Annotated in this window: 23 protein-coding genes and 2 pseudogenes; 17 read left to right on the top strand and 8 right to left on the bottom strand. The window is 50.5% G+C overall.

Annotation, left to right across the window (positions count from 1 at the left end):
- Positions 1–24 precede the first annotated feature (24 nt).
- Positions 25–567: pseudogene (locus tag ACR0BU_RS18240) on the bottom strand (transposase); the annotation flags it as partial.
- Between the two features lie 783 nt (positions 568–1,350).
- Here ACR0BU_RS18240 and ACR0BU_RS18235 point away from each other — a divergent pair.
- The 15 genes from ACR0BU_RS18235 (at position 1,351) to ACR0BU_RS18165 (ending at position 15,843) form a co-directional block, all read left to right on the top strand.
- On the top strand, positions 1,351–2,241 hold the full coding sequence (locus ACR0BU_RS18235; protein WP_480738330.1) for a LysR family transcriptional regulator: 891 nt from the start codon (positions 1,351–1,353) through the stop codon (positions 2,239–2,241).
- Between the two features lie 233 nt (positions 2,242–2,474).
- Positions 2,475–3,275 (top strand): hypothetical protein, encoded by an 801-nt coding sequence (locus ACR0BU_RS18230; RefSeq protein WP_480738331.1) that lies wholly within the window; start codon positions 2,475–2,477, stop codon positions 3,273–3,275.
- Positions 3,276–3,762: 487 nt separating this feature from the next.
- Positions 3,763–4,278 (top strand): DUF3015 family protein, encoded by a 516-nt coding sequence (locus ACR0BU_RS18225; protein WP_480738332.1) that lies wholly within the window; start codon positions 3,763–3,765, stop codon positions 4,276–4,278.
- A gap of 72 nt (positions 4,279–4,350) precedes the next feature.
- On the top strand, positions 4,351–6,300 hold the full coding sequence (locus ACR0BU_RS18220; protein ID WP_480738333.1) for an Lnb N-terminal periplasmic domain-containing protein: 1,950 nt from the start codon (positions 4,351–4,353) through the stop codon (positions 6,298–6,300).
- Positions 6,301–6,971: 671 nt separating this feature from the next.
- Positions 6,972–7,814 (top strand): LysM peptidoglycan-binding domain-containing protein, encoded by an 843-nt coding sequence (locus tag ACR0BU_RS18215; protein WP_480738334.1) that lies wholly within the window; start codon positions 6,972–6,974, stop codon positions 7,812–7,814.
- A complete protein-coding gene (locus tag ACR0BU_RS18210) occupies positions 7,814–8,527 on the top strand; it encodes a hypothetical protein (RefSeq protein ID WP_480738335.1) in 714 nt (237 codons plus the stop codon). The genes ACR0BU_RS18215 and ACR0BU_RS18210 overlap by 1 nt, the downstream gene beginning before the upstream one ends.
- 101 nt (positions 8,528–8,628) lie before the next feature.
- On the top strand, positions 8,629–8,874 hold the full coding sequence (locus ACR0BU_RS18205; protein WP_480738336.1) for a hypothetical protein: 246 nt from the start codon (positions 8,629–8,631) through the stop codon (positions 8,872–8,874).
- Complete coding sequence (locus ACR0BU_RS18200) at positions 8,871–9,236, top strand: ATPase, T2SS/T4P/T4SS family (protein ID WP_480738337.1); 366 nt, start codon at positions 8,871–8,873, stop codon at positions 9,234–9,236. Before ACR0BU_RS18205 ends, ACR0BU_RS18200 begins: the two co-directional genes overlap by 4 nt.
- Positions 9,233–9,481, top strand: a complete 249-nt coding sequence (locus ACR0BU_RS18195) for a hypothetical protein (protein WP_298937278.1) — start codon at positions 9,233–9,235, stop codon at positions 9,479–9,481. Before ACR0BU_RS18200 ends, ACR0BU_RS18195 begins: the two co-directional genes overlap by 4 nt.
- A gap of 430 nt (positions 9,482–9,911) precedes the next feature.
- Complete coding sequence (locus tag ACR0BU_RS18190; protein ID WP_480738338.1) at positions 9,912–10,592, top strand: hypothetical protein; 681 nt, start codon at positions 9,912–9,914, stop codon at positions 10,590–10,592.
- Positions 10,593–11,502: 910 nt separating this feature from the next.
- Positions 11,503–12,021 (top strand): TrbG/VirB9 family P-type conjugative transfer protein, encoded by a 519-nt coding sequence (locus ACR0BU_RS18185; RefSeq protein WP_480738339.1) that lies wholly within the window; start codon positions 11,503–11,505, stop codon positions 12,019–12,021.
- A gap of 21 nt (positions 12,022–12,042) precedes the next feature.
- Positions 12,043–12,648 carry a hypothetical protein gene (locus ACR0BU_RS18180; protein ID WP_480738340.1) on the top strand — a complete coding sequence of 202 codons (606 nt, stop codon included), beginning with the start codon at positions 12,043–12,045 and terminating at the stop codon, positions 12,646–12,648.
- 600 nt (positions 12,649–13,248) lie between these two features.
- Positions 13,249–13,542, top strand: a complete 294-nt coding sequence (locus ACR0BU_RS18175) for a DUF1173 family protein (protein ID WP_480755753.1) — start codon at positions 13,249–13,251, stop codon at positions 13,540–13,542.
- Positions 13,543–15,032: 1,490 nt separating this feature from the next.
- On the top strand, positions 15,033–15,296 hold the full coding sequence (locus ACR0BU_RS18170) for a hypothetical protein (RefSeq protein WP_480738341.1): 264 nt from the start codon (positions 15,033–15,035) through the stop codon (positions 15,294–15,296).
- Between the two features lie 325 nt (positions 15,297–15,621).
- Positions 15,622–15,843 carry a hypothetical protein gene (locus ACR0BU_RS18165; RefSeq protein ID WP_480738342.1) on the top strand — a complete coding sequence of 74 codons (222 nt, stop codon included), beginning with the start codon at positions 15,622–15,624 and terminating at the stop codon, positions 15,841–15,843.
- Between the two features lie 248 nt (positions 15,844–16,091).
- Here the strand turns inward: ACR0BU_RS18165 and ACR0BU_RS18160 are convergent.
- A pseudogene (locus ACR0BU_RS18160) lies at positions 16,092–16,253 on the bottom strand (IS6 family transposase); the annotation flags it as partial.
- A 195-nt stretch (positions 16,254–16,448) separates the two neighbouring features.
- Here ACR0BU_RS18160 and ACR0BU_RS18155 point away from each other — a divergent pair.
- Positions 16,449–16,847: a DUF2177 family protein gene (locus ACR0BU_RS18155; RefSeq protein ID WP_480738343.1), complete on the top strand. Its 399-nt coding sequence runs from the start codon at positions 16,449–16,451 to the stop codon at positions 16,845–16,847.
- Positions 16,848–17,243: 396 nt separating this feature from the next.
- On the top strand, positions 17,244–18,035 hold the full coding sequence (locus ACR0BU_RS18150) for a terpene synthase family protein (RefSeq protein ID WP_480738344.1): 792 nt from the start codon (positions 17,244–17,246) through the stop codon (positions 18,033–18,035).
- 555 nt (positions 18,036–18,590) lie between these two features.
- On the opposite strand, the gene mvaD is transcribed toward ACR0BU_RS18150, so the two are convergent.
- Genes mvaD through ACR0BU_RS18120 form a run of 6 tightly spaced genes read right to left on the bottom strand, consistent with a single transcriptional unit; the run spans position 18,591 to position 24,934 of the window.
- Positions 18,591–19,616, bottom strand: a complete 1,026-nt coding sequence (mvaD, locus tag ACR0BU_RS18145; RefSeq protein ID WP_480738345.1) for a diphosphomevalonate decarboxylase — start codon at positions 19,614–19,616, stop codon at positions 18,591–18,593.
- Positions 19,609–20,559, bottom strand: coding sequence for a mevalonate kinase family protein (locus ACR0BU_RS18140; protein ID WP_480738346.1), 951 nt, complete (start codon positions 20,557–20,559; stop codon positions 19,609–19,611). Before ACR0BU_RS18140 ends, mvaD begins: the two co-directional genes overlap by 8 nt.
- Positions 20,556–21,572 (bottom strand): mevalonate kinase family protein, encoded by a 1,017-nt coding sequence (locus ACR0BU_RS18135; protein ID WP_480738347.1) that lies wholly within the window; start codon positions 21,570–21,572, stop codon positions 20,556–20,558. The genes ACR0BU_RS18140 and ACR0BU_RS18135 overlap by 4 nt, the downstream gene beginning before the upstream one ends.
- A 52-nt stretch (positions 21,573–21,624) precedes the next feature.
- On the bottom strand, positions 21,625–22,806 hold the full coding sequence (locus tag ACR0BU_RS18130) for a hydroxymethylglutaryl-CoA synthase (RefSeq protein WP_298937264.1): 1,182 nt from the start codon (positions 22,804–22,806) through the stop codon (positions 21,625–21,627).
- A complete protein-coding gene (gene fni, locus ACR0BU_RS18125) occupies positions 22,803–23,852 on the bottom strand; it encodes a type 2 isopentenyl-diphosphate Delta-isomerase (RefSeq protein WP_299082881.1) in 1,050 nt (349 codons plus the stop codon). Before fni ends, ACR0BU_RS18130 begins: the two co-directional genes overlap by 4 nt.
- Complete coding sequence (locus tag ACR0BU_RS18120) at positions 23,849–24,934, bottom strand: hydroxymethylglutaryl-CoA reductase (RefSeq protein ID WP_299082883.1); 1,086 nt, start codon at positions 24,932–24,934, stop codon at positions 23,849–23,851. The genes fni and ACR0BU_RS18120 overlap by 4 nt, the downstream gene beginning before the upstream one ends.
- Between the last annotated feature and the right edge of the window lie 82 nt (positions 24,935–25,016).

Raw genomic sequence — 25,016 nt, 5'->3', positions numbered from 1 at the left:
AACTGGCTCATCTGGTTGGTTGGACTATGCGGCTGACTTGTGATGAAGCAAGCGTCGCGTTTCAAGTGTCTTTCTTTTGATCCTCTCCCTTTGTTTCAGAATGGCTTGTCCACACCCGAAGTAAACGTCAGCGGGCGTAAGGTTCTGAAGGCTCTCATGGTAGCGTTTGTGGTTGTAGTGCTCGACAACGACATTGATCTGCAGTTGAAAATCACCTGGTAGATAGTAGTTTCCTAACAGGATGCAGTTTTTGAGGGCCTGGTGCCAGCGTTCGACCTTACCTTGGGTTTGCGGATGATAAGGCGCTCCCCGCACATGACCCATCTGTTGATCTTCCAGCCATTCTGCCAGCTCACCTGAGACGTAACTGGAGTAGTTATCACTTGGCAACCGCGGACTGTGCCTGATCACAACCCGAAGCTTGCAGTATCAAATCCAGCGATCCGTCACATCTGTTGCCTTCATCGTTGTGCAGAGTTTTCAAACAATGATGTAGCGGCTGTAGTCGTCCAGGATCGTGCTGAGATCGAACTAGCCCCAGCCAATGACCTTCAGGTAGGTGAAGTCGCCGCACGTGCCGCCGTCACCCGCATGCGGTTCTTACTTGCTTCAAGGAACTCCTTGGAACAGCTGAGATACAGGCTTTGGACGATACCTTCTCCGCGACACAGCTCGGCAATGCTGTCTTCACCCTTTAGGCCGTCCAGTACGATCTTGATCTTCTCTTCCGTCGAATGTCCTTGACGACTTTCTGACCGTGGCTCTTACGTGTTCTGGATTTCTCTCTCATCTTCACTCCTTAGCGGTTACGATGAGCCAGAAATCCTCTCTTATCAAATTGTTCTAAATCATCCCATTGCGCTGAAGTCAGACAAGCTGATGTGGAGGCTGCGCCGACGAGCAGGTAATATTTTCAATCTCATCCGTGGTGTTTGAGAGTGTCTACAACCGGAGCCATTTTTGTCACTTCTGGATTGGTTCCGATGATAGCAAGAATACGATCATTCGAATTCACTTCTTAGTCTTTATTTCCATCCGTAAAGATTGTCGCCCGAGCTAGAGTCTAGCCTTTAATTCTTGGCTTATTGGCTTGGCGTCACTCCAGTAGAATTCCCAGTGGGGACCTGGGATTAGAAATCTCGGAGTTGCGTGACGCGGCTAGAATCAGAACCCACTCACGTCGCCGCGTCACGCCACTGCCCGAGGGGGTCTCGACAAAACATCGACCATATCGAGCTCGAAAGCCAATACTGGTGTGCTATCATAATATAGCCAATAACTATCGTTAATGTAGCTATCTCTTGTGCGAATGATTCACTGGCATCGCCAAAGAGAGAGCGCATACAATTCATGGAAATGAATCAAATTCGATATTTTTTGGCAGTTGTTGAATATCGAAACTTCACTCACGCAGCGCGGGCTATGAATGTTTCTCAACCTTCGCTTACAACAGCCATCAGGAAGCTGGAGGATAGGTTGGGTGGTAGACTGTTTCTGCGCGATCGTGCCGGATGCAGCTTGACTCCGCTAGGCGCCGTCGTTCTCCCGTACTTAAAAGAGGTGTTGCAGCAGACTCAAAAAGCGATGGTAGACGCCAAACGTTACGTGCGTCTCGAAGGTATTCCCATCAGTGTCGGAGTTAGTGAAGGCATCGGGCAATTCAAGATAGCAAACGCGATAGCGCGGTATCAGGCTCGCGCACCGGAGATTAATTTCGAGATCATTATCGACAAACAAAATGCGCTGCTGAACGGCCTTCGGGAAGGCCGTTTTGATATCGCTATTACAAATGCCGATGCTGCATCTGAACTTTATCAGGCAGAGCCACTATACAGTGAAACCTACCGAGTTGTCGTTTCCAGCACACACCCGATTAGTCAAAGGAAAACCGTGAACTTGGATGTGTTAGCGGGTAACGAGGCGCTGGCCAGAGTTGACTGCGACATGCGAGAAGTCTTGTTTAGCTTTTGCGCAGATCGCGGAAATACAATGAACTTCACCCATCGTTCCAACCGTGTTGATTGGCTTTTGGAGCTGGTGCGGTTGGGGAGGGGGTTTGTGATCTTACCCGAGACGGCAGTTCCAAGGAGCAAGGAATTTGTCTCACTGACCATTGAGGATGCTGATTTCGAACGTCACGTGGTTGCGCTTCGGTATGCCCACCAACCTGTGCGCCCCGAAATTCGGGTTTTCACTCAAGAACTGTCGAGACACATTTCAGCAGATGAGTGCATCGTGTGATGTCTTTCGGCAATTGCTCGTAGAGTGCAATTGAAGGTTGCTGGCTGGGTCCACACCCTCAAACCATAGTCAAAATCTATCGTTAAATAGAAACTGGGAATTGGCACTTCCGCCCGATGTCGTGGGATATTTGCAATATCGAATTCTAGATGAGGCATGCGGCGTCATGGAGGAAAAATCTTCAATTAAAGCGGTGTGTTTGTGCGCCAAGCTAATGAAGGTGTGTGGTAAAAATGGCCTACGTTAGAAAGTGGGAAGAGGGTTCCCTGTCTGCCTCATTCTCTAAGCAAGAGCGGGATTTGCCTTTGCTGCCGACAATTCTGGCTGGCGTCCTTACTGGTGTTGCTGGGGCTTGCTTAGCGTTTTCTGCGGGGTACGGGATTATTGCAGCAATGGTCTGCTACGTTATTGGTGGTGCTGTAGTTTCGCTCCTTCTGCCCTTGGCTTTCCATAAGTTGATCACCCTTAGAGCAGATTCAGATCGTAAGGAGACTCCGGAGTTTCTGTCAGAAGGCGGTGTGAGCGGTGAACTGGACGAATTGGATCAACATTTTCTGGGTGAATTGGAATGGCTTGTTCATAGAGGTCAGGGTAATACCACTCTTGGATTGTACCAGGGATCTCAGGTCATGTTTGTCGCGGGCGGAACAAAAGAGGCGTGCGACATCAGAAACTCATTCACTGAGGCGGGCTTTAAAATCAGTGACAGCCAAAGCCTCAAAGACGCGATGCTGATCATTCTTGATGCTCCGGAGCGTTGGGGGCTGCTTTGCATAGATTTTGACGCATTCGGCGGTGTGACGGGTTTCGATACTGTTGTTGAGCAGCTTGTTTCATTTCGTAATGCTGCTTCCTGCGTGCCAGTTATGCTTATCTCGCGTTCCTTCTCGATAGATAATTTTTATTTAGTTCACAGGCCGTCTATTGCCGATGGCTGTTTGCGTGTTCCTGCCGCAGATTCAAGCGTTGTGAGAGCGCTAAAAGACGTCTGTGTAAACAATCTTATTTGGCAGTATTGTCGTGATCGAGCCTAGATGTTCAATCACGCCAATTGATGCCTTGTTCCACGAGTGCATAACAAATGTTCATTTGCTATGCTCAGGAGAGCGATCGTGACAAGATGCAGCAATTTTCTAACAATTGCTTCTATGTCCCTTCTTTACGCCTGGAATGTCGCTACTCAAGCAGCTTGAAACTTGAACATCAGCATTCCTCGGCAGGGTAGAAGTAATATGGCTACACTCACGATAGCTATCGGCTATTCAGCAATAGCACATCGGTATTGGCTTTCGAACTCAATATCGCCGAAATCTAACGAACCACCTCGGATACAGCGTGGCGCGGTGTGGATAGGAGTTTTTATCTAGTCGCGTCACGCAACGTCAGAATTTCCAAACCCAGATTCGCGCAGGAACCCTTTCTGAGTAACACCAAATCATTAACCCAAAAACTAGGGGGATACATGCACGCCCGACTAAAATGAAGACGAAATAGCAATAACACCTACGAACGGAGAGTACTTTGAATAGACTAAATGCAATGACAATGTGTGCCATCGTAGCCTTCGCTCCTTATACTTCGCTAGCGAATGCACAAGGTATGGGCGATGCAAATGTCAATCCGTGGCAAGAGTGTGGTATCGGCGCCATGGTTTTCCCTGATAATGGCGCTGCATCTGCAATCTCGAATATTATTTGGGACTTGGGAACAACAGCGGTGAGTTCCGCCCTGTCTAGTCCCGAAGAGTGCCAAGGTTCGACGGTTCAAGTCGCAGCCTTTGTAGCGCGCGGATATGATCACATTTCACGCGAAACAGTTGTCGGCGATGGTGAATATTTGCAAACACTGATGGACGGGATCAACTGTGATCCAGCCATTCAACCAGCGCTTCTCGCTGATGTTCGTGACAGATTCGCTGCACGGCTAACGGATGCTGAATACGCAGCTAAAGACGACAGCGCAAAAGCGGAAGCATACTTCCTTAGTTTGCGTGACGTTGTGCGAGTAAACTATTCAGGTAGTTGCGAAACCTTCTGATCAAGCAGTAACCCCATGATTGATCAAGATCAGGCGGCTGCGGCCGCCTGATTACGTTTGGAGGAGTAGTTCTTGCGTTCAATCAAATTGCCGGTGTTTTTTCTGGTATCTTGCCTAGCATTTGCCTGGCAAGCTGGTAATGCATCTCCCCGTTCACTGAAGGATACCACCCAACTTAATGGCAATGCCAATGACCCTCTGTGGCTCAGTCTTCTACAATACGACGTTTCACGCACATCGCCCCGCAGCGATATTCATTCTGACGGCTTCTTTCTGACCGCCCGCGGACACCAGGACCCAGAAGCGGAGCTCCTGGCTCTCATAGATGCAGTTTATGAGCCAGTGCCAGATGATCAAAATGCACATGCCGTCTGCCGCTTCCCCGCACGCGTCTTATACTTACAAAGGGTCTTAAATGTGGATGATTTGCCAGACCTGTCGTGTCCCGATTACGAAGAATGGTCAGGATATGGTAGGATTACCGGTGCAACGCTCATCTTTGCTTCTGGAAGTTTGGGTGATCCAGCAACATTTTATGGTCATATCCTGCTTAAATTCACTACCAACGCTACATTTAGTGGAAATACGCCGCGCCAGACAGGCCGCAACAGCTTGTTGGATAGATCACTCAACTATGGTGCAGTTTTCCCCAAAAACGAAAATGCTGCAGTTTATGTCGTCAAAGGGCTGTTTGGCGGTTATTCATCTACATACACAAACGTTGAGTATTATGCACAGCTTGGTAACTATGTGCAAAATCAGGATCGAGACCTGTGGGAATATGAGCTGAACCTGACGCAAGATCAGTTAGAACTGTTGATTGCGAGTAGTTGGGAGCTCTACCAGCAGGAGAACACCTACTATTTTCTTTCAGAAAACTGTGCATACCGCTTTGCCGAGCTAATTGCATTGGTCACTGAACAGGATATCAATTTTCAGGGAAAGCCATGGGCGCTACCTCTCGACGTTTTCGTCGATCTCGATACGATGCAAGGCTCCAATGGGTTACCGCTGATCGCCAACATCGAGAGGATACACGCTCCGACCACTAGATTCCTGAGTGCATATGAAGCCTTAGACGGTGAGCAACAGCTGGCATTGGAGTTATCCGTTCGCTCTGCGTTAAATACCGATCAACCCTACGTGCCTGCGCCATACTTTGGACGTTCCAATATATCAGACAAAGATCGTGCCGAGGTTGTCGAAGCCGGTCTACTCTACATTGCAATGATACGTTCGCGGGATGAAAATGGTGATGCAATTGAAGACGTTGTATCCCTTGACAGGGCGTTCCTTTTGCAACGGATAAGACTGCCAGCAGGAGATACCGGCATTGGATTGAGCGCTGATACCCGCCCGCCACATGAAGGACATCGCACCTCAACGGCGCAGATCACTTATCTCAACAACAACCGCCTAGGTGGTGGTGTTGAATTGCGTCTACGACCGGTTCTAACCGATTTTCTTTCACTCTCGGCGGGTGAGGCGCCATTCTCCGAACTTTCTATGGGAGATGTGAGTTTCATCTTGCGGGGTGGAACAGTGCGACTCCGGAGGTTTGACGCACTGCAGATCACCGCGATTTCGACGCGCAAGAGTCGGCTCCCTTACGAATACAAACCATCTTGGAGGCTGCGGTTTGGAACCGAAAGCCGGAGTCTCGCCAAAGATGGAAATTTAGTTGCACTAGCTGAGTTCGGCTACGGACACGCCTTTGCGCCGACACCAAACACAGCGCTATATGGAATGGTTGAAGGTCGACTAGATACTGGACAACATACCGTCAGGGCAGGCTTCAGTATTGGCGCGATAGCGCGAATAGATGACCGTGTGCAAATGATGTTGTCGGCACGTAGTCTCTCTCCAATCCGAAATTATGAAAGGACAACGCTCCAATCTGACTTCGCGCTTCGGATCGGGGATCAACGCGACAGCGACTTTAGGTTGATTTCGCGCTACGAAAATGATGACATTTCAGGTCAGACAATGGAATTCGGGCTGAGTTACTCACGGCATTTCTAACCTGTCAACTTAGGGCGCAAGTCGTATTTGAATTACTTTGAAATACCAAAGCCCGTCGTCAGGTATTTTGAGTAACCGTCCAACTAGCCGATCTGTAACAGGCAATCAGGGCATCAACTCTCCGAACACGGACCCAAGCTAGAGTTGACTGGTCATTTTTCCAATCGAGCGGAGCCTAATCGGGCTGCGGTATCGACTTCTACGCCGAGCACAACAGTGCAAGGCTTTTCAAGCTCCTTCATCGTGGGCCTTCGGCGAGTGCCTTGCGAAGTTTGCGCCGGCGAACGTGAAGGGCCTTTAAACAAGGGCAAGACGGCTATGGCGGACCAATTGGTCTTGCCTAAAACTGCTTGACCTCAGAGGCACCGTTGCGGAAGGCCTGAACCTAAGGGAATCGACCCCTATATTCGGCGTGTTTTTGGCAGGTAGCGCTCACCATAGGCTGCATCAATCAAAGCATAGAAACCTAATATTTTCCCAGTACAGTCAACTGGTTCTAAGGTTGGGTACACGGGCTTCGATAGGGTGCATTCCTACGCGATCAATTACAGAGACCTAGAAGTCTCGGTCGGGGGGCAAGGCAAAGCCCAGCCACAACCCGAGTTGGCAATAAGGCCTTTGCTCAAAGACTCGCGAGTTTCTACTCGATGAGTGAATAATTAAACAGTGAAGTGAAAACACCAGTGTTCAAGAGACTTCAGTTCATTTTATTCACCTTGCCTCAGACACTTGCTGCAGGTCAGGTTTTGTCTGCCCCGCTGATTCAATGTCCAGGCTGGCAGCAATATGCTGTCGAGGGGACAGGGGTGCCGCTGAGGTCTTCTTCGCCAATACAGTTGTTTGAGGTTGCTGTTGCCAATGGCAAAGCAGTCCAGGCGAAGGCAAAACCCCACAAGAGGGTCGCTTTCGATCTCGCTCAAAACGAACGCACCAATCCATACCTCTCTGCCGAAAGGTTTTTTGGAGCAAAGCCGCCTGCCAGACCAGCGACTTTTGTTAAGACACCAGTTCCAGATGGCAAAATCGCTGTCTCTCCGCAATGTCGCTATGTTGTCGTAGAGGGTGACACACTTATCAACATTGCGGCCAAAATACTGGGGTCAGCAAAGCGCTGGAAAGAAATTGCGCGGGCAAATGAGCTATCGGGTTCCTCTCCCTTGAACCCGGGGCAAGTCCTCCAATTGCCTTGCGCAACCGCCGGGAAGGGGTCTATGCGGGCAGTAACGCCCCTTCCCTTATGGACGGCACGTTCCGGCGAATATGTCACCAATGTCATCAAGAGATGGTCAAAATCGGCCGATTACACCTATCAACAGGTTGGCATCGATGAATCGGAGGTAACCGTTCCTATCTACGTCCGTGGTTCTTTCAAGGATGCCCTCAAAGAGTTGATCGGTGGATTTGAAGGCAGCGGACGCCCGCTCCCGATCAGTATTTATTCCAACAGCGTTGTGCGCATTGGGATGCCCAATCTGAATACCTCGGGTGGTGGTGTTCAGGGCGGCGAAAACTGATGCGAGCCTCCCGCCTGCAATATCCGGCCCTGGCCGCATTTCTGGTGTCCGCCTGTCTCGGCTCCAGCCTCCGGGCTGAGTCAGAGGGGTCTGGGAACGAGATGTTTCAACTCAGACCCACGCTCGCCGCGCTACTTGCTTTTGGTGACACCACGTCGGCCCTGACAGAGAACGAGGTGTCCAAACGCATTGACTACAAGCGTGGCGAGATGTTCCAGAATATCGCAGCCGAACAAGCGCGCCCGTTGCTGGCCAATGCACCCCGGGTGACCACCTGGTGGGACGGGCAATATATGGAGAAGGACGGGTATGCAGCGGTCGCCTGGCATGGCGCTGATGGGAAAGAGCATGCTTATATCACCGATAGCAGTACGAGAGAAACCAATGGTCAGGGAATACGGGCCTATTCCGGCTATGTGTTTGACTTCAAGATGCGCTATCCACTTAAGCGATTTGTCGACACGAGAGGGGACACCGCATACCAACTTCTGCGCTATGGCGGCCAAACCGGGGAACTGACCACCTATCTCGCTGGTAAGCGCCGCTGGTGGGAAAACGGCATCGATCATCTGCGGGCCCACCTTCCGGCCTCTGTCTGGGACATTCTTCCGAGCTCCCCCTCGGCCGAAAGCTCCGACGTACAGGTCAACACCAAACAAACCTTCCGGTTCTATGGGAAATTGCTGCAACACGACCCGAGCGAGGGCAACTAATGCGAGGTTTCCACCTTCAATATCCTGCTCTGGCTGCCATAGTAGTGCCCGCTTGTCTCGGTTCCGCCCTCCGGGCCGGGCCAGAGGAGACCGGGAGCATTATGGCCCGTCTGCGTGAGAGTACCGGCAAGATGATAGAATTGCTGGACGGGAGTCGTTTTATGATCGGTCTTCCGCTGGAACAGATCTTGCAGGTCAATGCAATCGGGTTTGTTGCGGCTGCGGCAGATGTGGAGGCGGAACCCGGCTCAAATAGCCTGACGACGCTCTACTGGGACGACGGTGAGATCAATAAACTGGATACGCTGAGATCGAAGGCCTGGCGTTCCTTAAGGAAACCCCTGTGATTATCACGAAGATACCCGACGGAGTGCTTGGCCGGGAGGCCCTGCAATTCATTCTGTCTGGGCATCAGCTTTATACAACACTGCACGTGGATTGCGCCCACCGGATTCTGCGCCGGATGCCAACCATGGGTGTGCCGGCGGAAGAACTGGCCGAACCCGGACTGATCCGGCTGCTGATCAAGCAGACGCTGGGGCCATTGCTCTGCAAGCGCTTGATACGCGATGGTCAGCTGTCAGCGAAAGATCAGACGATCGTCGCACCTTTGAACGATGACGGGGATGCGGTGCGCAAGCATGGCGACCTGTCCCAGCGCATGAGCGCGGTTCAGAAAGCGGATCTTAAATGGGGAGACGCAAAATGAACGACACCGATGACAACCACGATATACTTTCGCTTGAAGGTCACGACCCGGCCTCTCGTCGCCTCAGGCGTTTGAATTTTATTCTGACTGTGGTCGTCGCGATCGTGGTGGCCGTCAGCTTTACGATCGTAATACAAACCGTCAGTTCGGCGATCCGAACCGTGGACAGTTACCAGGACAGGCTCGACAGGTGTTGGGCATCCCGGAAAAGCCTGATGCAGCAAACCCCGGAATTAGATCCATGACAGACGATCTAGATCTGATCTGGCCGCGATTTTGGTTCGCCGTTGCAGAACCCGCTGGAGACGGCCGCCGAGGTGGCCCGGGAACAGGGGCGGGGACTGGACTCCGGACGAAAAGCGAGACGCTGATTAGCAGCTACTGCGACGGGGAATGAAGGCTGTCACAGCAGGTTTTCGAAACAAGTTATGTAACGGAAGAAGGAGAAAAGGACCCAAAAACAGGAGCTACATAAACCGAACCGTCCCACTGAGATCGCAATCTATCGGACGATAATTGAGTTCAGGACCGCGTTCCTGAATCCTTTTCAACACCAAGCATACCCTAAAGCTCCTGACTTGCGAGTCAGAAGCGTGGAAAGGTTTTTCCGAAGAAAAGAGATCATATGCAAATGAAGTCGAAGTGCCCCGAAGAAGGCACAAACGAAAACCCCGATTGCGCGCCGGTCTTTTTGTCGGCATCTCCCGGCTTGCTGACGGTGCAGTTCAGTGGCGGCTCGGTGTGATGATCCTGTTTGTCGCAGCGCTTAGCCTGTTCACACTTATTCTGATCGTCGAAGATGTCCGTTGGTTCGAGATCAGCTATAGGGCATTGGGCGCTGTAACGCTGAATGGAATATGCCTGAACGTCCTGCTGGATGTGTCCGTCATCGATATGTTGTGCGGTGCGTTCATCTGGCTCATTGCCTCGGTATTTGTTCGCTTTGCGTGCAGCGCAAATGCGTTGGGGCAGGGGAACAACTGGCTGATGGGCGCCATTGGTTTGCTCGCCGGGGTAAACGGCGCGTTGGCTGCCCTGGGAGTTTATGGCATCCTGATGATTGCCACGCACCTGAGCTACACACGAGCCAGATTACGGCCCAAGGGAAAACGGATCATCAGCCTCTTCCCTACGGCACTGTCCGGTGGTTTAACAATTCTGTTGGTGTTTTGCTGCAGGATAGCTGGCTTCGACATCAGCTTTGGTACGGCAGAAGAAATCAGTACTGACTTCGACTTGTTGCTCCTCGGAGGGGTTGTGATCTTCGGCGGCCCCATCGCAGTTGTCAGCGTCACACTTGGTGTCACCTGGATAATTTTCGACCACCACACTCTACAGAGAGGGTGTTCGCGATGAAATCAATAATAACCACACCTGACACGGACGCCCTTGTCGAGATCATGATCGGAGCCACGCGCGGATGCCCTACGGTAACCGGCCCGAATATCTACAGTCGCAGCTTTCGATATCGGTACGGTGATTTAGAATACCTAATAGGTGGTCCGGCGCACAAAACAGCAAACTATCGTGATCATGACCATCTCAAGTCTGCACACCAATGCTTTGAAGAATACCTCAGTCTTTTCCCTGAGATCAGGCCTTTTTTCCGCGAGGTGCAAGATGACTGATCCGATATCATCGAAACGACTTTGGCAATCAGTTGTGATGATAGCCATTCGGGATCTCTGCAACGACCATCCCTGCAAGCAACTCAATCGCAAGGGTGCCGAGAACTGGGTCGGGCCATACCCGGACGCTGACTTTCGGGAAGTCTGTCATCTCGCAGGGTTCGAGGTACGCCGCGTACACACTGTCCTGTCCCGTCTGTGCGAGCTTGCCCCGGCAGATCGCAGGGAACTGCTCAATACATTTACTCCATTACCCCGCAACAAGAGGGCGGCATGATGATGGCGCATCAGTTTGAGGTCTGCTGCAAAAACGCGGGCCGGAACAAGAGTTCGCGTCTCGGCAGCCTGCGGTCCCGTGTCAGCTGCAGCATTCGTTTCCACATGATCCGGAAATACACAGGGTTACTTACAGCGACGGCCCAAATACTTCATCTACCCCAGAAAACCAACAATTCCAACCAGCACGCCGGAGGGCGTCACTCCGAACCCAACCTGTACAATGATCGCGGACAACATCAGCGCAATGATGACCGGAACGTGCTCGGCACCTTCCCACAGAGTACCGCAAGTGCAGGAACATCTCCTGAACTCATCAGAAACTGAAGTCGGAACGCAGCCAAGCAACAGAAAGTAAACTTATGAGTACCAATCCTGATCTTCGCCTCACCTCCAGTTCTTGCAAACTGACACAGGCCACGATGGTCGCAGCTTGTGTCGCCGGAACCACTCCGATGATGGCCCAGGAGAACAGAGAAACAGATCCGGCGAGCTCCTTTGACCTTCGCCAGTTGGAACACCGGGTCGAAGCCTACGACGGGACAGTTAAAACGCTTGCTTGCAACCCATCAACGATCTGTCTGGTCAAGCTCGAATGTGATGAGCACATCATCAACACCGGGCTATCGAGCGCGGCTTACTGGAGGATGTTGTCCCCCATAGATCATTATCTGGTTCCGCATTCGCACGTCGGATTCAAACCCAGATCAAACACCAGGCCGGCCAATGCCATCATATTTACCGACAAGCGTATTTATGAGCTTAGCCTCGTCATCGACAATGCGGAGAGCACATCTGTTCTGAGCTTTACCTATCCGGGCTCGGACGCTGGCAGAGCCGCAACTGATTGTACCGGCACCGGTGCAACGTCGGATCAATAGGTTTCAGGGTCAAGAGTTGTAATGCTGTTTCCGGACGCTCTGAATTGTCTAGGGTTTGCGCCTGTCGCAAAGAACCTCTTTCACGTTTTGAACTGGTCGAGCATGCTCGCGGCAGATGTGCTGGGGTGCAAAGACGGCAGTTTTTTTTGTGCATGGGCTGTATTCGGGCTGGACACAGAAAGCCTGGAGCCAGCGGCGTTCGAGGCTCATCTGGATAGTCTGGCCATCGATTTTGGCGGGTTCGGGAACGGCAACTGTTTCTGGGTGGTGCTCGACAGAAAACCCTCTGCGGGTCTGCAGCAGGTCGGGCTGACATTTGAGGATGTCGAATCTGAGGCCCAGTTACTCGATCAGATCTCCGGCGGATTCTCCGGGATGGATGGCAACTTGAAGCCGTTGCAGGTCTCCAATGAGTTCTCTTCTTCGGTTGCCTGGCAGCTGGTCGAACTGCGCACCCTGACGGTGATACAGGCACAGCAGAACACGGCCGCATCGTCCCGGGTCCTAGTGTATCTCGATCGCAAGGAAAGCGTCCAGCAGGATACGGATGTCGAGATCCAAGAAAGCATTGAAGCCTATGATGGTAGCAGCGAGCACAGATCAGTCAACGAGATACTGGGGGCGTGACAATGAACCGTGTTCGCCTCTATGATCCAGTAAGCCATAAATATCTACACGTATCCGGTGAACACCCCACCGATGACAAAGCTTGGGCTTGGGCTGGTTCGCCGTTACAAACCGGTGTCTTACGTCGGCGGGCGTTGAACGCGCGTAAACCATGGCCTTACGTTGTTGTTCCCGTAGTTCAATCTGTGAAGTCAGATACCTCCGATGCTAATTCAGATTCTGAGGCCATGACGTGACCGGTTATCGTCAACTAATTCCCGACAGCCGTCGCACAAAAACGCGGGTCGTGCAGACGGCCAGGGGGCCAACGATGCCTGATCGTACTGTCCCAATCCATTCAACAACATCGCCGTGCCTGGCGTAGGCCGGCGTGGCGGATCCGAATTGGTCGCCGTGGGCGGATTACTATCTTCTGCAATCTGGAAGATCAGGTAAGTCATTCAAGATTATTGCAGGTGAACTTGTTCGTTTCTGGATAGCAATCGCAGATCGTTATCAGCTGCTCTGCTCAATTCCGGGTATTGAAGCCATCCTTGTAGCGTATGGGTTTTCTGAACCCTGCTACTGGATTGAAGACTGCGATCCCTCTACAGGAACGGGATGTTCCGCAGAGGAACCGAGCCTCCACAAAAGGAGGCCAAGCCCTTGAGTCTCCATCTGTGGAATGAACCGCTTAAGATCGACACGCGCCTGAGGTCAAGCCGCCCTTGCGAGCGCCCATTGCCGGGGAGCGCGCGTCGAGGCCGTTGCCTATCCCCTTATCCGGCGATGGAAGGGAAGCGGTATTGGGGTATCATCCATTCCACACTTCGCCGAACAGCGGCGGGCAAGGTTGTTAAGGGACAGGGTCTTGCCCGCATCTTCTATGTTCCCGAGCAGTTCAAACTTAGTTGAAAGGGAAGTCTCGGTCGTTTTCCTGCTCATGGCAGAGCAATCTTGTAAGTTGTACTAAGCAAAAAATGTTTTTATCAGAGTTTTTTCACAAGCGTTCTTGTGAGTGGTTTGGGCGAGTCACGGTTTTGTGCCTTTCAGCTGAAGTCCGGGTCTTCCGAATGTTGATCTACCGTATTTAGATTACATGGTTTCGCGACCCTGCTTCGCGACAGCGCACCGTCTTGTTATAGCTCTCGGAACACCACCTGGATTCTTGATTGGTGTCTGGGGATACAACGAGTTCGGATGGTATCCGCATCTACGCCTGTTTTCTTTGTGGATATAGAGATGTAAGGGTGCAGCGTTGTTTCACTGAAGAAGTAAGAAACCAGTCAAATCGTGCCCGTCAGCCCAGTGTTTTTTCCTTCGTCGGTGTTATCTGTTAATCTGGGCAATACCAAACCGTCGGATTGTGGTCAATCAATCTGGTGAATTGATGCTGTTAGCGACAGGGAAGCATATCAGAATATCGATGCACTAAGTTGTTTCGTATCGCGCGAAATCGTGCAATGCACCTGGCTTCGTCAGATGCTACCCAAGGCTAGCCCGCTTCTTTAATGAAACGTTTAAACACACTTACCGTTGCTGTGCAGGCGCCGTCCGCACAAGATAATTGCGACGGGCCTGTTCATAGTTTTTACCTATTAATATATAGATATATAGTATTATATCAATGAATTAACATAGTGCTAAGATGCAAGCATCAGCAGCGCCGGGGCGGTAGACCTCTAAAACCTCGTTGCCGCCAACTGGCGAAGCTCGTGAGCGCCGATTGAGGGCCCTCCGATGCAGCCAAGGATGAACGACCTTGGCTGCATCGACAAGATGTGAAGTGATGCACAGCCTATCAGTTTACTATTATCACAAAAAGTAAAATTATACCTCGCCCAAAATATATATTAGACCTATCTGTCAGATTGCCACATGTACGACATAATGGAAACAGTACACTTCATATCGCCCTTGCATCTTAGTAGTGACTCTCCAACAAGAGGGGAGTCCACAATCCATGAGAAGGCGCAATCTTCCAGTTTACATGGAATACGAATTCAAAGAGGCGCTGGAAAACGGTGGAATCCTAGAGATCGAGTGCATCTCATCTGCCAACCGTACCTCAGAAGAAGTAAGGGGCGAGTGGTGGATTTTCGTTCGGGAGACCTTGAGTGGTCAGGTCGTTCGAAGTGTACTCTGCTCACGTCGGAGTACGGGACCAAGACTTCTCAAGACATCAAGGGGTGTAGTCGGCTTGGCTGCGAAGCTCGGGGCAACGCTCATTTCAGTTCCATTGTTGGAAGGCGGAATTGGTGTCTGTGAGGTTAACTTCCCAGAAACCTCTGCAGATGAGGCTAACTCATAGCAAGAGGCTAGCCGTAACGCGCTTTACCGGTCGCTATTGTCGTTGCATCCATCCGACCGTCGCTCAACTAAAACGACACGTACCGGATCTTCAGATGATCATCCTCGAACTTCCGGTTCTGCGTGAAGCCTCTGTGTTTACCGCAAAAGCTGCATTGATTTTGAAAGCTCTTGAGGGCCAGGACGCCTATGAAGGCTTTGCAAACGCGATGGTGGTGCAAAGCGACACCGTATATCCGGCGAGTGTCCGGGGCACGGTTTCTACCGATGATCTAAGTCAATTGCTTCGGCTTCTTCTCCTGATTCCGAAAGAAATGACGACAAGGACAAGTCGTGATGTGATTGGCGGGAGGGTGTGAGGCCATTTTTCGGACTGAAAAATCTGTCCAGCGCACAAATGCGCGAACTTCTCCCGCCATGGGTAATTCGCCGAGAGATCACCTCACTGTCAACGAAAATACGAGTACAGAAAGCAATCCAGAGATGAAACCAATGACAACACGGGGCACCGTTCAGCACCTCGTGACTTTTCTTCAAAACCCAATTTCCGTCCTAGTATTTGGGCGTCCCCGGAGTGGCGGCACGGCGCTTCTTCAAGCGTTGAATAACACTCGATTGCACTCCCAAACGGGGCATCAACTGACCTCAATGTACTTTCGGCAGTCACTTGATCGGGAGACTGCGTTGTCATCCATAAAAGAAGACGTCGATGTTCATCTGATTGATGAATTTGAGATTGGTGCTATCAGTTTTGTCAATCACGGCGTTACGAGATTGGTCGCCTTCACAGGCCATAACTGGCTGGATCTAGCCGTAGAGGGTTTTCAGGCCGTATTTCGCCGTGGGCCTGATCTGATCCTGCAAATTGAGGAACACGATACGATTGTGCCGCGTGACGAGTTCTAAACCCTTTCACCTTCAATAACGACCTGAGAGGGCTTTGGCGCAAACTTTGGAGTGGTTCGAAGGGTATTGCCAAGTTGTTGACGGCCGATTGTAAAGCAATAGAAAAGGTAGGGTTATTTCACCAGTTAGGCAGTGTAACTGACCCAGAGGTTGAACGCGTTGTTGCAAAGGTGGCGGTATGAGGTTTTGGTGAGTTGATAGCGGCGGGGGCGAAGTATCAGGTTGAATCGGTCATGCGCGGACGAAAACCTCTGAGCTTGCCGGCTCACGATGACGTCCCGTTCCGCTAGGAGGTCTTCGACATCCGCAGTGTTCAAGGCAAACCGGTGGTATGCACAAACCGCGCGGGCAATGACTTCAAGAGGGTAGCGAGAGCCCTTCAGGCGCGGCATACTGGATGGAATGTTCACGCATTGCCATTAGTCGTCTTCGTAAAACCAGACAACTTGGCAATACCCTGATCTTTGGTCACAAACTATATCCAATTCCACCCTGCTGCACGCAGAGAAAACAAACTGCACAATGACACAAGGATTCATTGCTGCATAAGAGTTTGAATATCTCCATCTTCTAATTACTGGAGAAAACAGCTCTTAGGTGTCATTATGAAGAAAATCACCTTATATATAACGGTCTTTCTATCATATTCTCTTGCCAATATGGCTTTTCGTAAAGCCGTTTCCAGCTGGCACGAAGCACAACTATTGAATATGCGTCACAACCCACTAAGAGGCTGGATTTCTATTTTACTTAAGATCTACTTTTTTTCTTTGAGCCTTTTCGCGGTCTTTCCGGCAGCCCGGGCGGAGTTAATTCGTTCCGGTGCCATACTCGGTTTAGCTACATACGGGATGTTTGATTTCGTACTCTATAGCCACTTTGAAGGGATATCCCTCCATTTTGTAGCCATAAACCTCACTTGGGAAACACTCACTTCCGCAGTGTACGTGGTAACAGCTGTATACGTCGGGCTCGCACTGCACCCGAAGGCGTATCCCGTTTGAACGAAGATAAAGGCGCAATCGCGCATTTGGTGCGGCGTTGAGGGCTAATGCGCAGGTACGAAGCTAGGCAGGCTTAGGACTACAATGTCAGTTGCCCAAATTTTCACGCGTTAAAAGGTGTAGCCAAACTCTCTGACCTCGCTCTGCTAATAGTTGCCTGCCCTCAACAGATCTCAGTCACTAGGCGCCAACACAATTCAATCGAACACCTAAACATGAAAAGTGAGTGGAGAAATGTTAGTAAGCTGCCCGGTCTTAGCGAGCCCTTATCCCTCAAATTTAAACCCTTTCGAAAAGCCAGCTCAAGATGGCACGATAGACTGGCTGGTTCGTTACGGCATTGTTTGTAGTAAGGTCGAGGAGGATCGGGTTAGGAGGCAAGGGTGGACCCGCTGCATGGCGCGCTGCTACCCAAATGCTTCTCTTGTTGATTTGCAATGGATTTCTGATTGGGTCAGTTGGATATTCTTATTTGACGATCAGAACGATGAAGCAGAACAGGGACGCGAAACAGAACGTCTAACTGAATGTCGCTCCCTTCTTTTGAACATCATGAGAGGTGGCGCGGCACAGGATAATAATCAGATGCTTCAAGCTTGGCATGATCTATGGGCACGCATCCGACCAAAAGTGAATCCTGACTGGTTAGAGCGGTTGACGCAGCAACATGACGATTACTTCTTGGCATGCATTTGGGAGGCATCCAATCGCAAAGCCGGTATAGTTCCGGACACTAATACTTACCTGCTTAAGCGGCTTGATTCAGGCGCTGTATACCCCTGCTTGTCTATTATTGAGTTTGTTGGGCAACTGAACCTACCAGAGAACGTACTTTGTCACCCGGTCGTTAGTAACCTAAGTCTAAGCACAAACAATCTTGTTTGTTGGAGCAACGATATTGTGTCTCTAGAAAAAGAAGTAAAGAACGGTGACATGCATAACTTAGTTATTGCTCTGAGCAATGAGCGCCAAATCAGCCTGCAACAAGCAACCGACAAAGCAGTCGTCATGCACGACACTGAAATGGAGCGTTTTGCAGCTTTGATAGATCAGGTGCCACAGTTTTCCACACAGATTGATATTGATCTGCAGTCCTATATCGAAGGCTTGAAGTTTTGGATACAGGGAAATCTTGATTGGTCTTTTGAAAGCCAAAGGTACGGCGCAACGCCGACTCATCGCAGATAGTAGTCCGATGGTCTGAAGGTTTTATTCGAAATCAAGTTTCAGATGCAATAAACTGCACTGACTGCACTGACTGCACAAAAGGGCGAATTCTATTGATGGGCAATTGCTTCGATATCCAGTCAGAATGACGGTGTCCGTCCGTTGAACCCGCCCTGTTACGCTGCTTAAGCAGCGTAACGCCAGGGAAGGAGCTCGTCGAGGCGTGCGTTTTAGGTAAAGACCCAAGTGAGCCAAGCTTGGGGGTCAACGTCGTTCGTTTTGGGGTTTCGATGAGAGTGAATGCGATCGCCATGGCATTGCCCCGTAGGATTTTTATCTACGCTCGCGACATCAAGTTGAATTGTGTACGCGACCCACATTATTGAAAACAATTAAGCGCATCTACCAAAAGATCCTGAAGAGCTTCTTTCAGACCTACACAACACCATCAAACCTTGGAATCAAACACCAGACTTGCACTGGTTACTCCGGACGAGATCGCCGGATTAGTGTTTCTAGTAATTCGTCAATACCGGCCGTTCCGCATGGTTGTGACACACTCGGATCTTAATGTAGTTACTTGGTCAAACAGCTTTCTTGGGATTGCTCGACAAAAGGATTGATAACCAATCCCTGTGGGAACAGTGTCTCGATATGTGTTCTGGTCGATTCCAGAAAAATTACCTTAATATTAGCCCCGGCATCCATTGTGGCATAAGACTCAATTCCTTCTCTCCGGGCATTCCAGATAGTTTCCAGGAACGCCCAACTCGTTGGTTTTAAGTAATTCAGGACCGGCCTGGACGCTAGCATCGTTGCATGCATTGCTAGTGCGTTTGCTTCCACGGTCTCACCAAGCGTTGTAAAGTCACGGGTAGCAATAGCCTTGTACACTCGAGTACAATCAGCTTCGGCACGTTTCGGCCAAGCCTCGAAGAGGGGGGATGTTGCCATAGTGTGTCGCATCCCATCGCTTGATGGCATCATTTTGATCGACGTATCGACAGGTATGATCGCTATTCGGAACTCTGGCCAATCGTACTGTAATCGACGAGCAAGACAGTCGGTCCCGTCAGCTCTAATTCCCCGATCCCAACGTACAAAACCATGCCACATGGACCGAGTTGCACTACCGCTACCAAAACGGGAAATCATGCTGAGTTGCGTATCGGGGATATCAAGCTTGAATGCCCCGCAGATTGCTCGAGTCAAGGCAGCGAACCCAGATGCCGATGATGCCAGTCCTGCTGCAGTCGGGATAGTATTTTTGGTGACAATGTGTAACGGTAAATCCTGACCGCGGCGAAACAGATCTACAAATTTTAATGCTTTCCTCGCAAAACTGCTTTGATTGGAAAGTTTCTCACCATCGAGCCAAACACCGTCGGCACCATCAGCCGCTGCAGACACTCGGGTCGTGCTCCCCAGGTTCCCAAGAGAAATAGATAGTGAACTGTTTAGCGGCAGATTCAAAATCTGGTCTCGTTTGCCCCAGTACTTTGATAGGGCAATGTTGCTGGGTGCATAGGCTTCACAAGGTTCTGGATGTGGCAAACTACTTGGTAGCAAACCGTTAAAAACCACTTGAACCGGATCAATCATCAATGCGCAGTCCCTCCGACGTTGCGGTTACTTGAAAAAAACCGATAGGAACGGCACCTACCGCTAGGACACAATCACCAAGTCCGGAACCAGATATCTTTGCGCCGATGGTTGCTGGGCAAGCGAGTGCATCACCCACTATCTTTCCAAGGGTTGGGTCTGAAACATCAAGTTCTTCCATCATGCCTTGATATTCTGAAATGGCAGCGCCAAAGGCTAACCAATCTTGTTTTTTTGCGAAAACGATTGCGTCATCGGCAGCTTGGCCCATCCGCTGGTAAAGAACTTCAAACGCTGTCTCTCTCCCAACCATAGATCGCGCAACCTTGGCAAGCACGACCGGTGTTGGAGTTTTATAGCCACTATGACACAGGCTTAGAATCGGAGGTGTAGGTAGTTGGGTTATCTCCGCCGATATTTCTCCCGCCGGAACTTTGTCTAACAATTCAGTTGGAAGCTTATAGGCAAGCATGCCGCCAAAGATGCTCGCCGCTAAATCTGCACCACTCCCGCGTCCTTCGTTTCGTCTAACAATAGTTAGTGCCTTGGTGTACAGTGATTGCCCCAAATCGTCGCCTACCATTGTAGCCAGAGCCCCTAAGCTAGCGATCGTCACGGCAGCCGAAGATCCCAAACCCAAGGAAGGGTCGATCTTAGATGAGATGGTTAGACGCACCCCATGTTTTAAACGGTTACTAAAAAACTCAACGGCACTGAGAATGAAACGATATCTGCCACCCTTAGAAACAAACTCAAGTGGCAACGTCATGGGTGGAGCTATGTCTGAAACGATTTCCACTCGTCTTTCGGTCAAAGGTAACGCCTCGACGGTGATCCTTTGGTCTATTGCACAAACGATAGAAGGGTATCCGTAAACGACGGCATGTTCACCTGTGATCATGATCGAACCAGGGGCAGAAACCCGGATGGTGGTGTAGCTCATGGAGCTGCGCCATGCGCTGCCCCTAAAGCGCAAACCCTTAGCGGCGCCCAACAGAGGTTTCCATGATCAGTCATAAGCGCGTTCATGGCATCTTCATCCTCCATGTAGACTAAAACCATCCCCCCTTTCTCTCCTTTTATTGATCCGGCACCGCAAACCTTTGCGGCGCCCCCAGTTCTTTCCACAGCATTCACAAAGTTTTGCGTCGCAGATGGTACCACTCCTATTCGAACCAAAAGACGGTGATTGTGACGCAATGTCCTTATCGGGCTCACGCTTGCTTCAAGATTTGACTGCAGGGTGTTGGTGCAATCGTTGAACTCTTGCCACAATGCCACGTCTTTTTCGTGAAAGCGGCGCACCGCCTCTACGCATTCTCCCGTGGCGCTCGCAGGTGTTCCATGGAAAACCCAGTACCAGCCATCACCTGTCCACAATGCGTGGTGCTGCGGAATGTTCGGGCGACTCACCCGATCGCCATCCACCCTAATCACCCCGCCGTAAACGACGGTGGCGGCATCAACAGCGCTACCGTGTCCATGTTGCAGCCGCTCACAAAAACGAATTCGCTCAACGCGCTCTTGGGGCGATACAATTTCATTGAACAGGCTTTCGTAAAGGGCGAATATTGCCGCGATTATCGCCGCCGACGAACCCATCCCCGCCCCCAATGGCAATGATGAGCGGCTTCTCAGTGTTCCCGAAATAGGTATTTGATGGTTTTTACGAACTTTGGGCTTCGACAATTGTTGCAGGATCAATGTCACAGCATACATTGCCAATTCGTCGGGTCGCTGTAGAATGTTTTGAACCGGCAACTCGCCGGCCACAAACTGCTCAAACCGGCGATCAAGTCTCTGTTTGAATTCATCCAGCATTGCAAATGGATAAAACTCACCAGATGAAACTTGCTTGAAAGCAGTGAACAGTCCACTACAATCGCGGATTGGGTTCAACCACACTTCAGTGTAGCGAGCAATCGATACCGCGAGTACCGGAGCTCCGAACACCACCGAGTGGTCTCCTGACAAGATTACTTTGCCAGGAGCATGTGCTCGGGGAGTGTTAATTGAAAGCATTGACGTAATGACGTTTGTGTTCATCAATCTTCGCCAATCTATACTGACCCTTGGCCAACCGGGGCATTTCAACACTGCTCCCATCTTGTGGGTCGGGCACTTCTCTAAGAGCAAGATAGGTATCATAGCTGACTGCGGTACGCTCCGCTAAGAGTGCCTTATGTCGGGCCGTCAATAGATGATCCGCGTAACCGGGCTGTACCTCGCCGGCGAAGAATTCCGCAACTGCACCCGAGCCATAACTGTAAAGACCGATTGGTCTACCCGTCAGATCAATTTCTGTGTTTTCCAAGGCTGATGCCAACCCCATATAGAGCGACGCAGCATAACAATTCCCGACTTCGCGATTATAGACCATGCCAGCCTTGCATCGGTCTAGATTTGGATCGCCATTAGCCAATTTGGCAAGATGGCGGTGGCCTTTTTCACCCATTCGCGAAAATGGTAGATGGTAACAGAATTGGACAAACTCCTCGTAAGCTCTACCCCCGTTGTCTTGGTAATCGTTCCAACACTGTTTAAGTGCGTTGAGATAGCGAAGAGTTGAAAACTTACCATCGACCAAAGGTGTCTTACGATAGTTTGGCCTCCAGAAGTCCATTATATCTTCTGTAAAACAACCAGCTATCGGGTCGATTGCTAGAAGTTTTGGGTCAGCAGATACGAGCATGGCCACCGCACCACACCCCTGGGTTGCTTCTGCTGAACTGTTCAAATCATAGCGCGATACATCAGAGGCAACCACCAATACTTTTTTTTCGGGCTGCCTCGTCACATACGCACACGCCATTTGAAGTCCCGCCGTTGCCGAATAGCATGCTTGTTTGAGCTCAACAGTTCTGCAATTTGGAGGTAAATTCAATAGTCTATGAACGTAAATCCCTGCAGATTTTGACTGATCAATTCCAGTTTCGGTTGCAAAGAGAAGTGTGTCGATCCCGTCGACGCCTTCGGCATCAAGTATTGGACGGGCTGCTTCAGCCGCCAGAGTAACAACGTCCTCATCGAAGCCTGTCAAGGCTATCTTTTTTTGCCCAAGACCAACTTTAAACTTATCAGGATGGATTCCATGACGTTCGGCCAACGTTTCTAGTCCAAGATAGGACCCAGGCACAAAAAAACTCAGAGCAGCTATTCCCACCTTCACATTTGTTGCTTGGCTGGTCATTTTAGAAACCTCCCGTTTTTCTTTAAGTCAGCACAATCCGCACAACCAAGTAAAAACATCGCAGTACGAAATTCGCGTTTTAGTTGCTCGATCTTATCAATCACTGCATCGCGCGATATCTGAGCGGCTGAAAGAAATGGTGCCGCGAGACCGCACAAATCAGCCCCTAAAATGATAGATTTTGCTATGTCGATGCCTGAGCGAATTCCACCACTGGCTATCAGCGTTGTTTTCTGCTGACTGCTCTTCAGGATTGGCCGTGCGGCACGTAGAGCCTCAATCGTTGTTAAACCCCAATCTTGAAATACCAAGCCGAGGTCGTCTGATTCCGATGCCCTGCGATGGTACTCAATCCTGCTCCAGGAAGTTCCTCCTCGCCCGGCGACGTCAAAATGACGAATACCAGCGTCAAGTCCCAACCTGATATCGGGGGCAGAAAGGCCAGAACCAACCTCTTTTAGCAATACAGGTACCGGCAAGTCTGGAACCAGTTCAGCGATTGCCGCTCCAAGACCAGAAAAATCCCTGTCGCCTTCGGGTTGCACCGCTTCTTGTAAGGGGTTCAAGTGAAGATAAAGCCCGTCTGCACCTAAGACCTCAACCGCTTCGGTACACTCTTCAAGGCCAATACCGGTATTCAGTTGAACGGCACCCATATTTGAAATCAGAACAGTTTTGGGTGCAAACTCGCGTAGTTCAAAACTTGATCGAGCATGATTGTTGGTAAACATTACGCGCTGAGAGCCGACTGCCATCGCTACCTCTGTAGCTTCTGCTGCTTCAGCTAGGTTCTTGTTAATTGTTCTTAAATTTTCCCCCTCCCCTCCAGTCATCGAAGAAATGAGAAGCGGAAAGCTAAGCCTCTTACCGAGGAACCCCACCTGCGTTTGGATGTCATCCAGATTAAGTTCAGGCATTGCTCGATGACATAAACGCAAGCTGCTAAAGTCGCCTGTATGGCGCTCGACACCCGTATCTTTAGCAATAATACTTAAATGGTCGTGCTTACGGCCAGAGACACTACGATCTGGGAGATGATCAGTCATGCGCGCTCCATCTTGATGTGTGCTCGCATTAACTCGCCAGGGTTGGTTTGGGCTGCCATCAGCGATAGTTCGCCACAAAGAACGGTTGCAGCGCAAACACAGGCAAGCCTGCGAGCATTGTCACCGGGTATTCTTTCTTCGCGGCAACCGATACGTTTTAGGTGAGCTTCGACTTGTGGGTTGCTTTTGCCATTGCCTACAGATCCAACGATCAGATTGGGCAGTGTGCAAGAAAAGTAGAGCGCTTCATTTCGAGCCTCGCAATGAACAATCCCCTGGCTACCCTCGACGATATTTGCCGCGTCCTGACCGGTTGCCAGGTAGAAAGCCAAAAGCATGTTTGCAAAATGAGCGTTGGCACTGCGCAACGATCCTGCAACGGTCCCTCCAATCAGGTTCTTTTCTACATTGAGCCGAACCATCTTTTCAGGTGTTGTACGCAACATACGAACGACGATTTCTCGAGGAATTTCGATCTCGGAAATTACGTATTTTCCGCGGCCAAGAATACCGTTCACGGCAGAGTTTTTCTTGTCGCAACAGTAGTTTCCAGAAATACTTGCATAGTCGAGCTCTGGGTATTGTTGTAGAATCCATTCAATTGCTGCATCGGCTGCTTTCGTAACCATGTTGTGGCCGGAAGCATCTCCGGTAATACACTCCATTCGAATATAGATGAGGTTCCCTATTATCTGGCGGTTCATTGAAAGCAGCTGAACAAAACGTCCAGTTTTTTTGATAACTTCTGAAATCTCTTCCTTACGCTCAGAAAGTGCCTGCCAAGTTAATTGAGCAGCTGCTCCGTTTTGGGCCCTCAGCATGATCGATCGCGACATCCGTTCGTCGACCAATGTGCAACGAATTCCACCCGAACGCTGCGAAACTCGAGCTCCGCGTGCCGTAGAGGGCCAAAGCGGTGCTTCAAAGGTCGCGAGAGGAACACTGATCTGCCCTTCGACATGCTCCCCGGTAATTTCAATCGGACCGACCCATTGAGTCGGGATCGGTGTGAAGGGTTTTGGTTCAGTCGTCCGGTTTTTAGCCATTGTCATATCGCCGTCGCACGTCTCAAAATTCGTCAAAACCTTCTCCCTTGCGTATGATGCCGTTGGTATGTCGGTAAGTATGAAAACACATTTAGGTTCATGATGTTGATCAGATTTA

The organism is Ruegeria sp. CK2, assembly GCF_056536585.1.
Note: the sequence above shows the minus strand (reverse complement) of the source record. Positions and strands in the feature narration are given on the sequence as shown.

Coding starts and splice junctions, on each gene's coding strand:
- ACR0BU_RS18150 (WP_480738344.1), top strand. CDS start 17,244: ATGGCGCGCTGCTACCCAAATGCTTCTCTTGTTGATTTGCAATGGATT.
- ACR0BU_RS18140 (WP_480738346.1), bottom strand. CDS start 20,559: ATGAGCTACACCACCATCCGGGTTTCTGCCCCTGGTTCGATCATGATC.
- ACR0BU_RS18175 (WP_480755753.1), top strand. CDS start 13,249: ATGTTCCGCAGAGGAACCGAGCCTCCACAAAAGGAGGCCAAGCCCTTG.
- ACR0BU_RS18155 (WP_480738343.1), top strand. CDS start 16,449: ATGAAGAAAATCACCTTATATATAACGGTCTTTCTATCATATTCTCTT.
- ACR0BU_RS18170 (WP_480738341.1), top strand. CDS start 15,033: ATGATCATCCTCGAACTTCCGGTTCTGCGTGAAGCCTCTGTGTTTACC.
- ACR0BU_RS18180 (WP_480738340.1), top strand. CDS start 12,043: ATGCTGTTTCCGGACGCTCTGAATTGTCTAGGGTTTGCGCCTGTCGCA.
- ACR0BU_RS18185 (WP_480738339.1), top strand. CDS start 11,503: ATGAGTACCAATCCTGATCTTCGCCTCACCTCCAGTTCTTGCAAACTG.
- ACR0BU_RS18230 (WP_480738331.1), top strand. CDS start 2,475: ATGGCCTACGTTAGAAAGTGGGAAGAGGGTTCCCTGTCTGCCTCATTC.
- fni (WP_299082881.1), bottom strand. CDS start 23,852: ATGACTGATCATCTCCCAGATCGTAGTGTCTCTGGCCGTAAGCACGAC.
- ACR0BU_RS18235 (WP_480738330.1), top strand. CDS start 1,351: ATGGAAATGAATCAAATTCGATATTTTTTGGCAGTTGTTGAATATCGA.
- ACR0BU_RS18210 (WP_480738335.1), top strand. CDS start 7,814: ATGCGAGCCTCCCGCCTGCAATATCCGGCCCTGGCCGCATTTCTGGTG.
- ACR0BU_RS18195 (WP_298937278.1), top strand. CDS start 9,233: ATGAACGACACCGATGACAACCACGATATACTTTCGCTTGAAGGTCAC.
- ACR0BU_RS18130 (WP_298937264.1), bottom strand. CDS start 22,806: ATGACCAGCCAAGCAACAAATGTGAAGGTGGGAATAGCTGCTCTGAGT.
- mvaD (WP_480738345.1), bottom strand. CDS start 19,616: ATGATTGATCCGGTTCAAGTGGTTTTTAACGGTTTGCTACCAAGTAGT.
- ACR0BU_RS18205 (WP_480738336.1), top strand. CDS start 8,629: ATGGCCCGTCTGCGTGAGAGTACCGGCAAGATGATAGAATTGCTGGAC.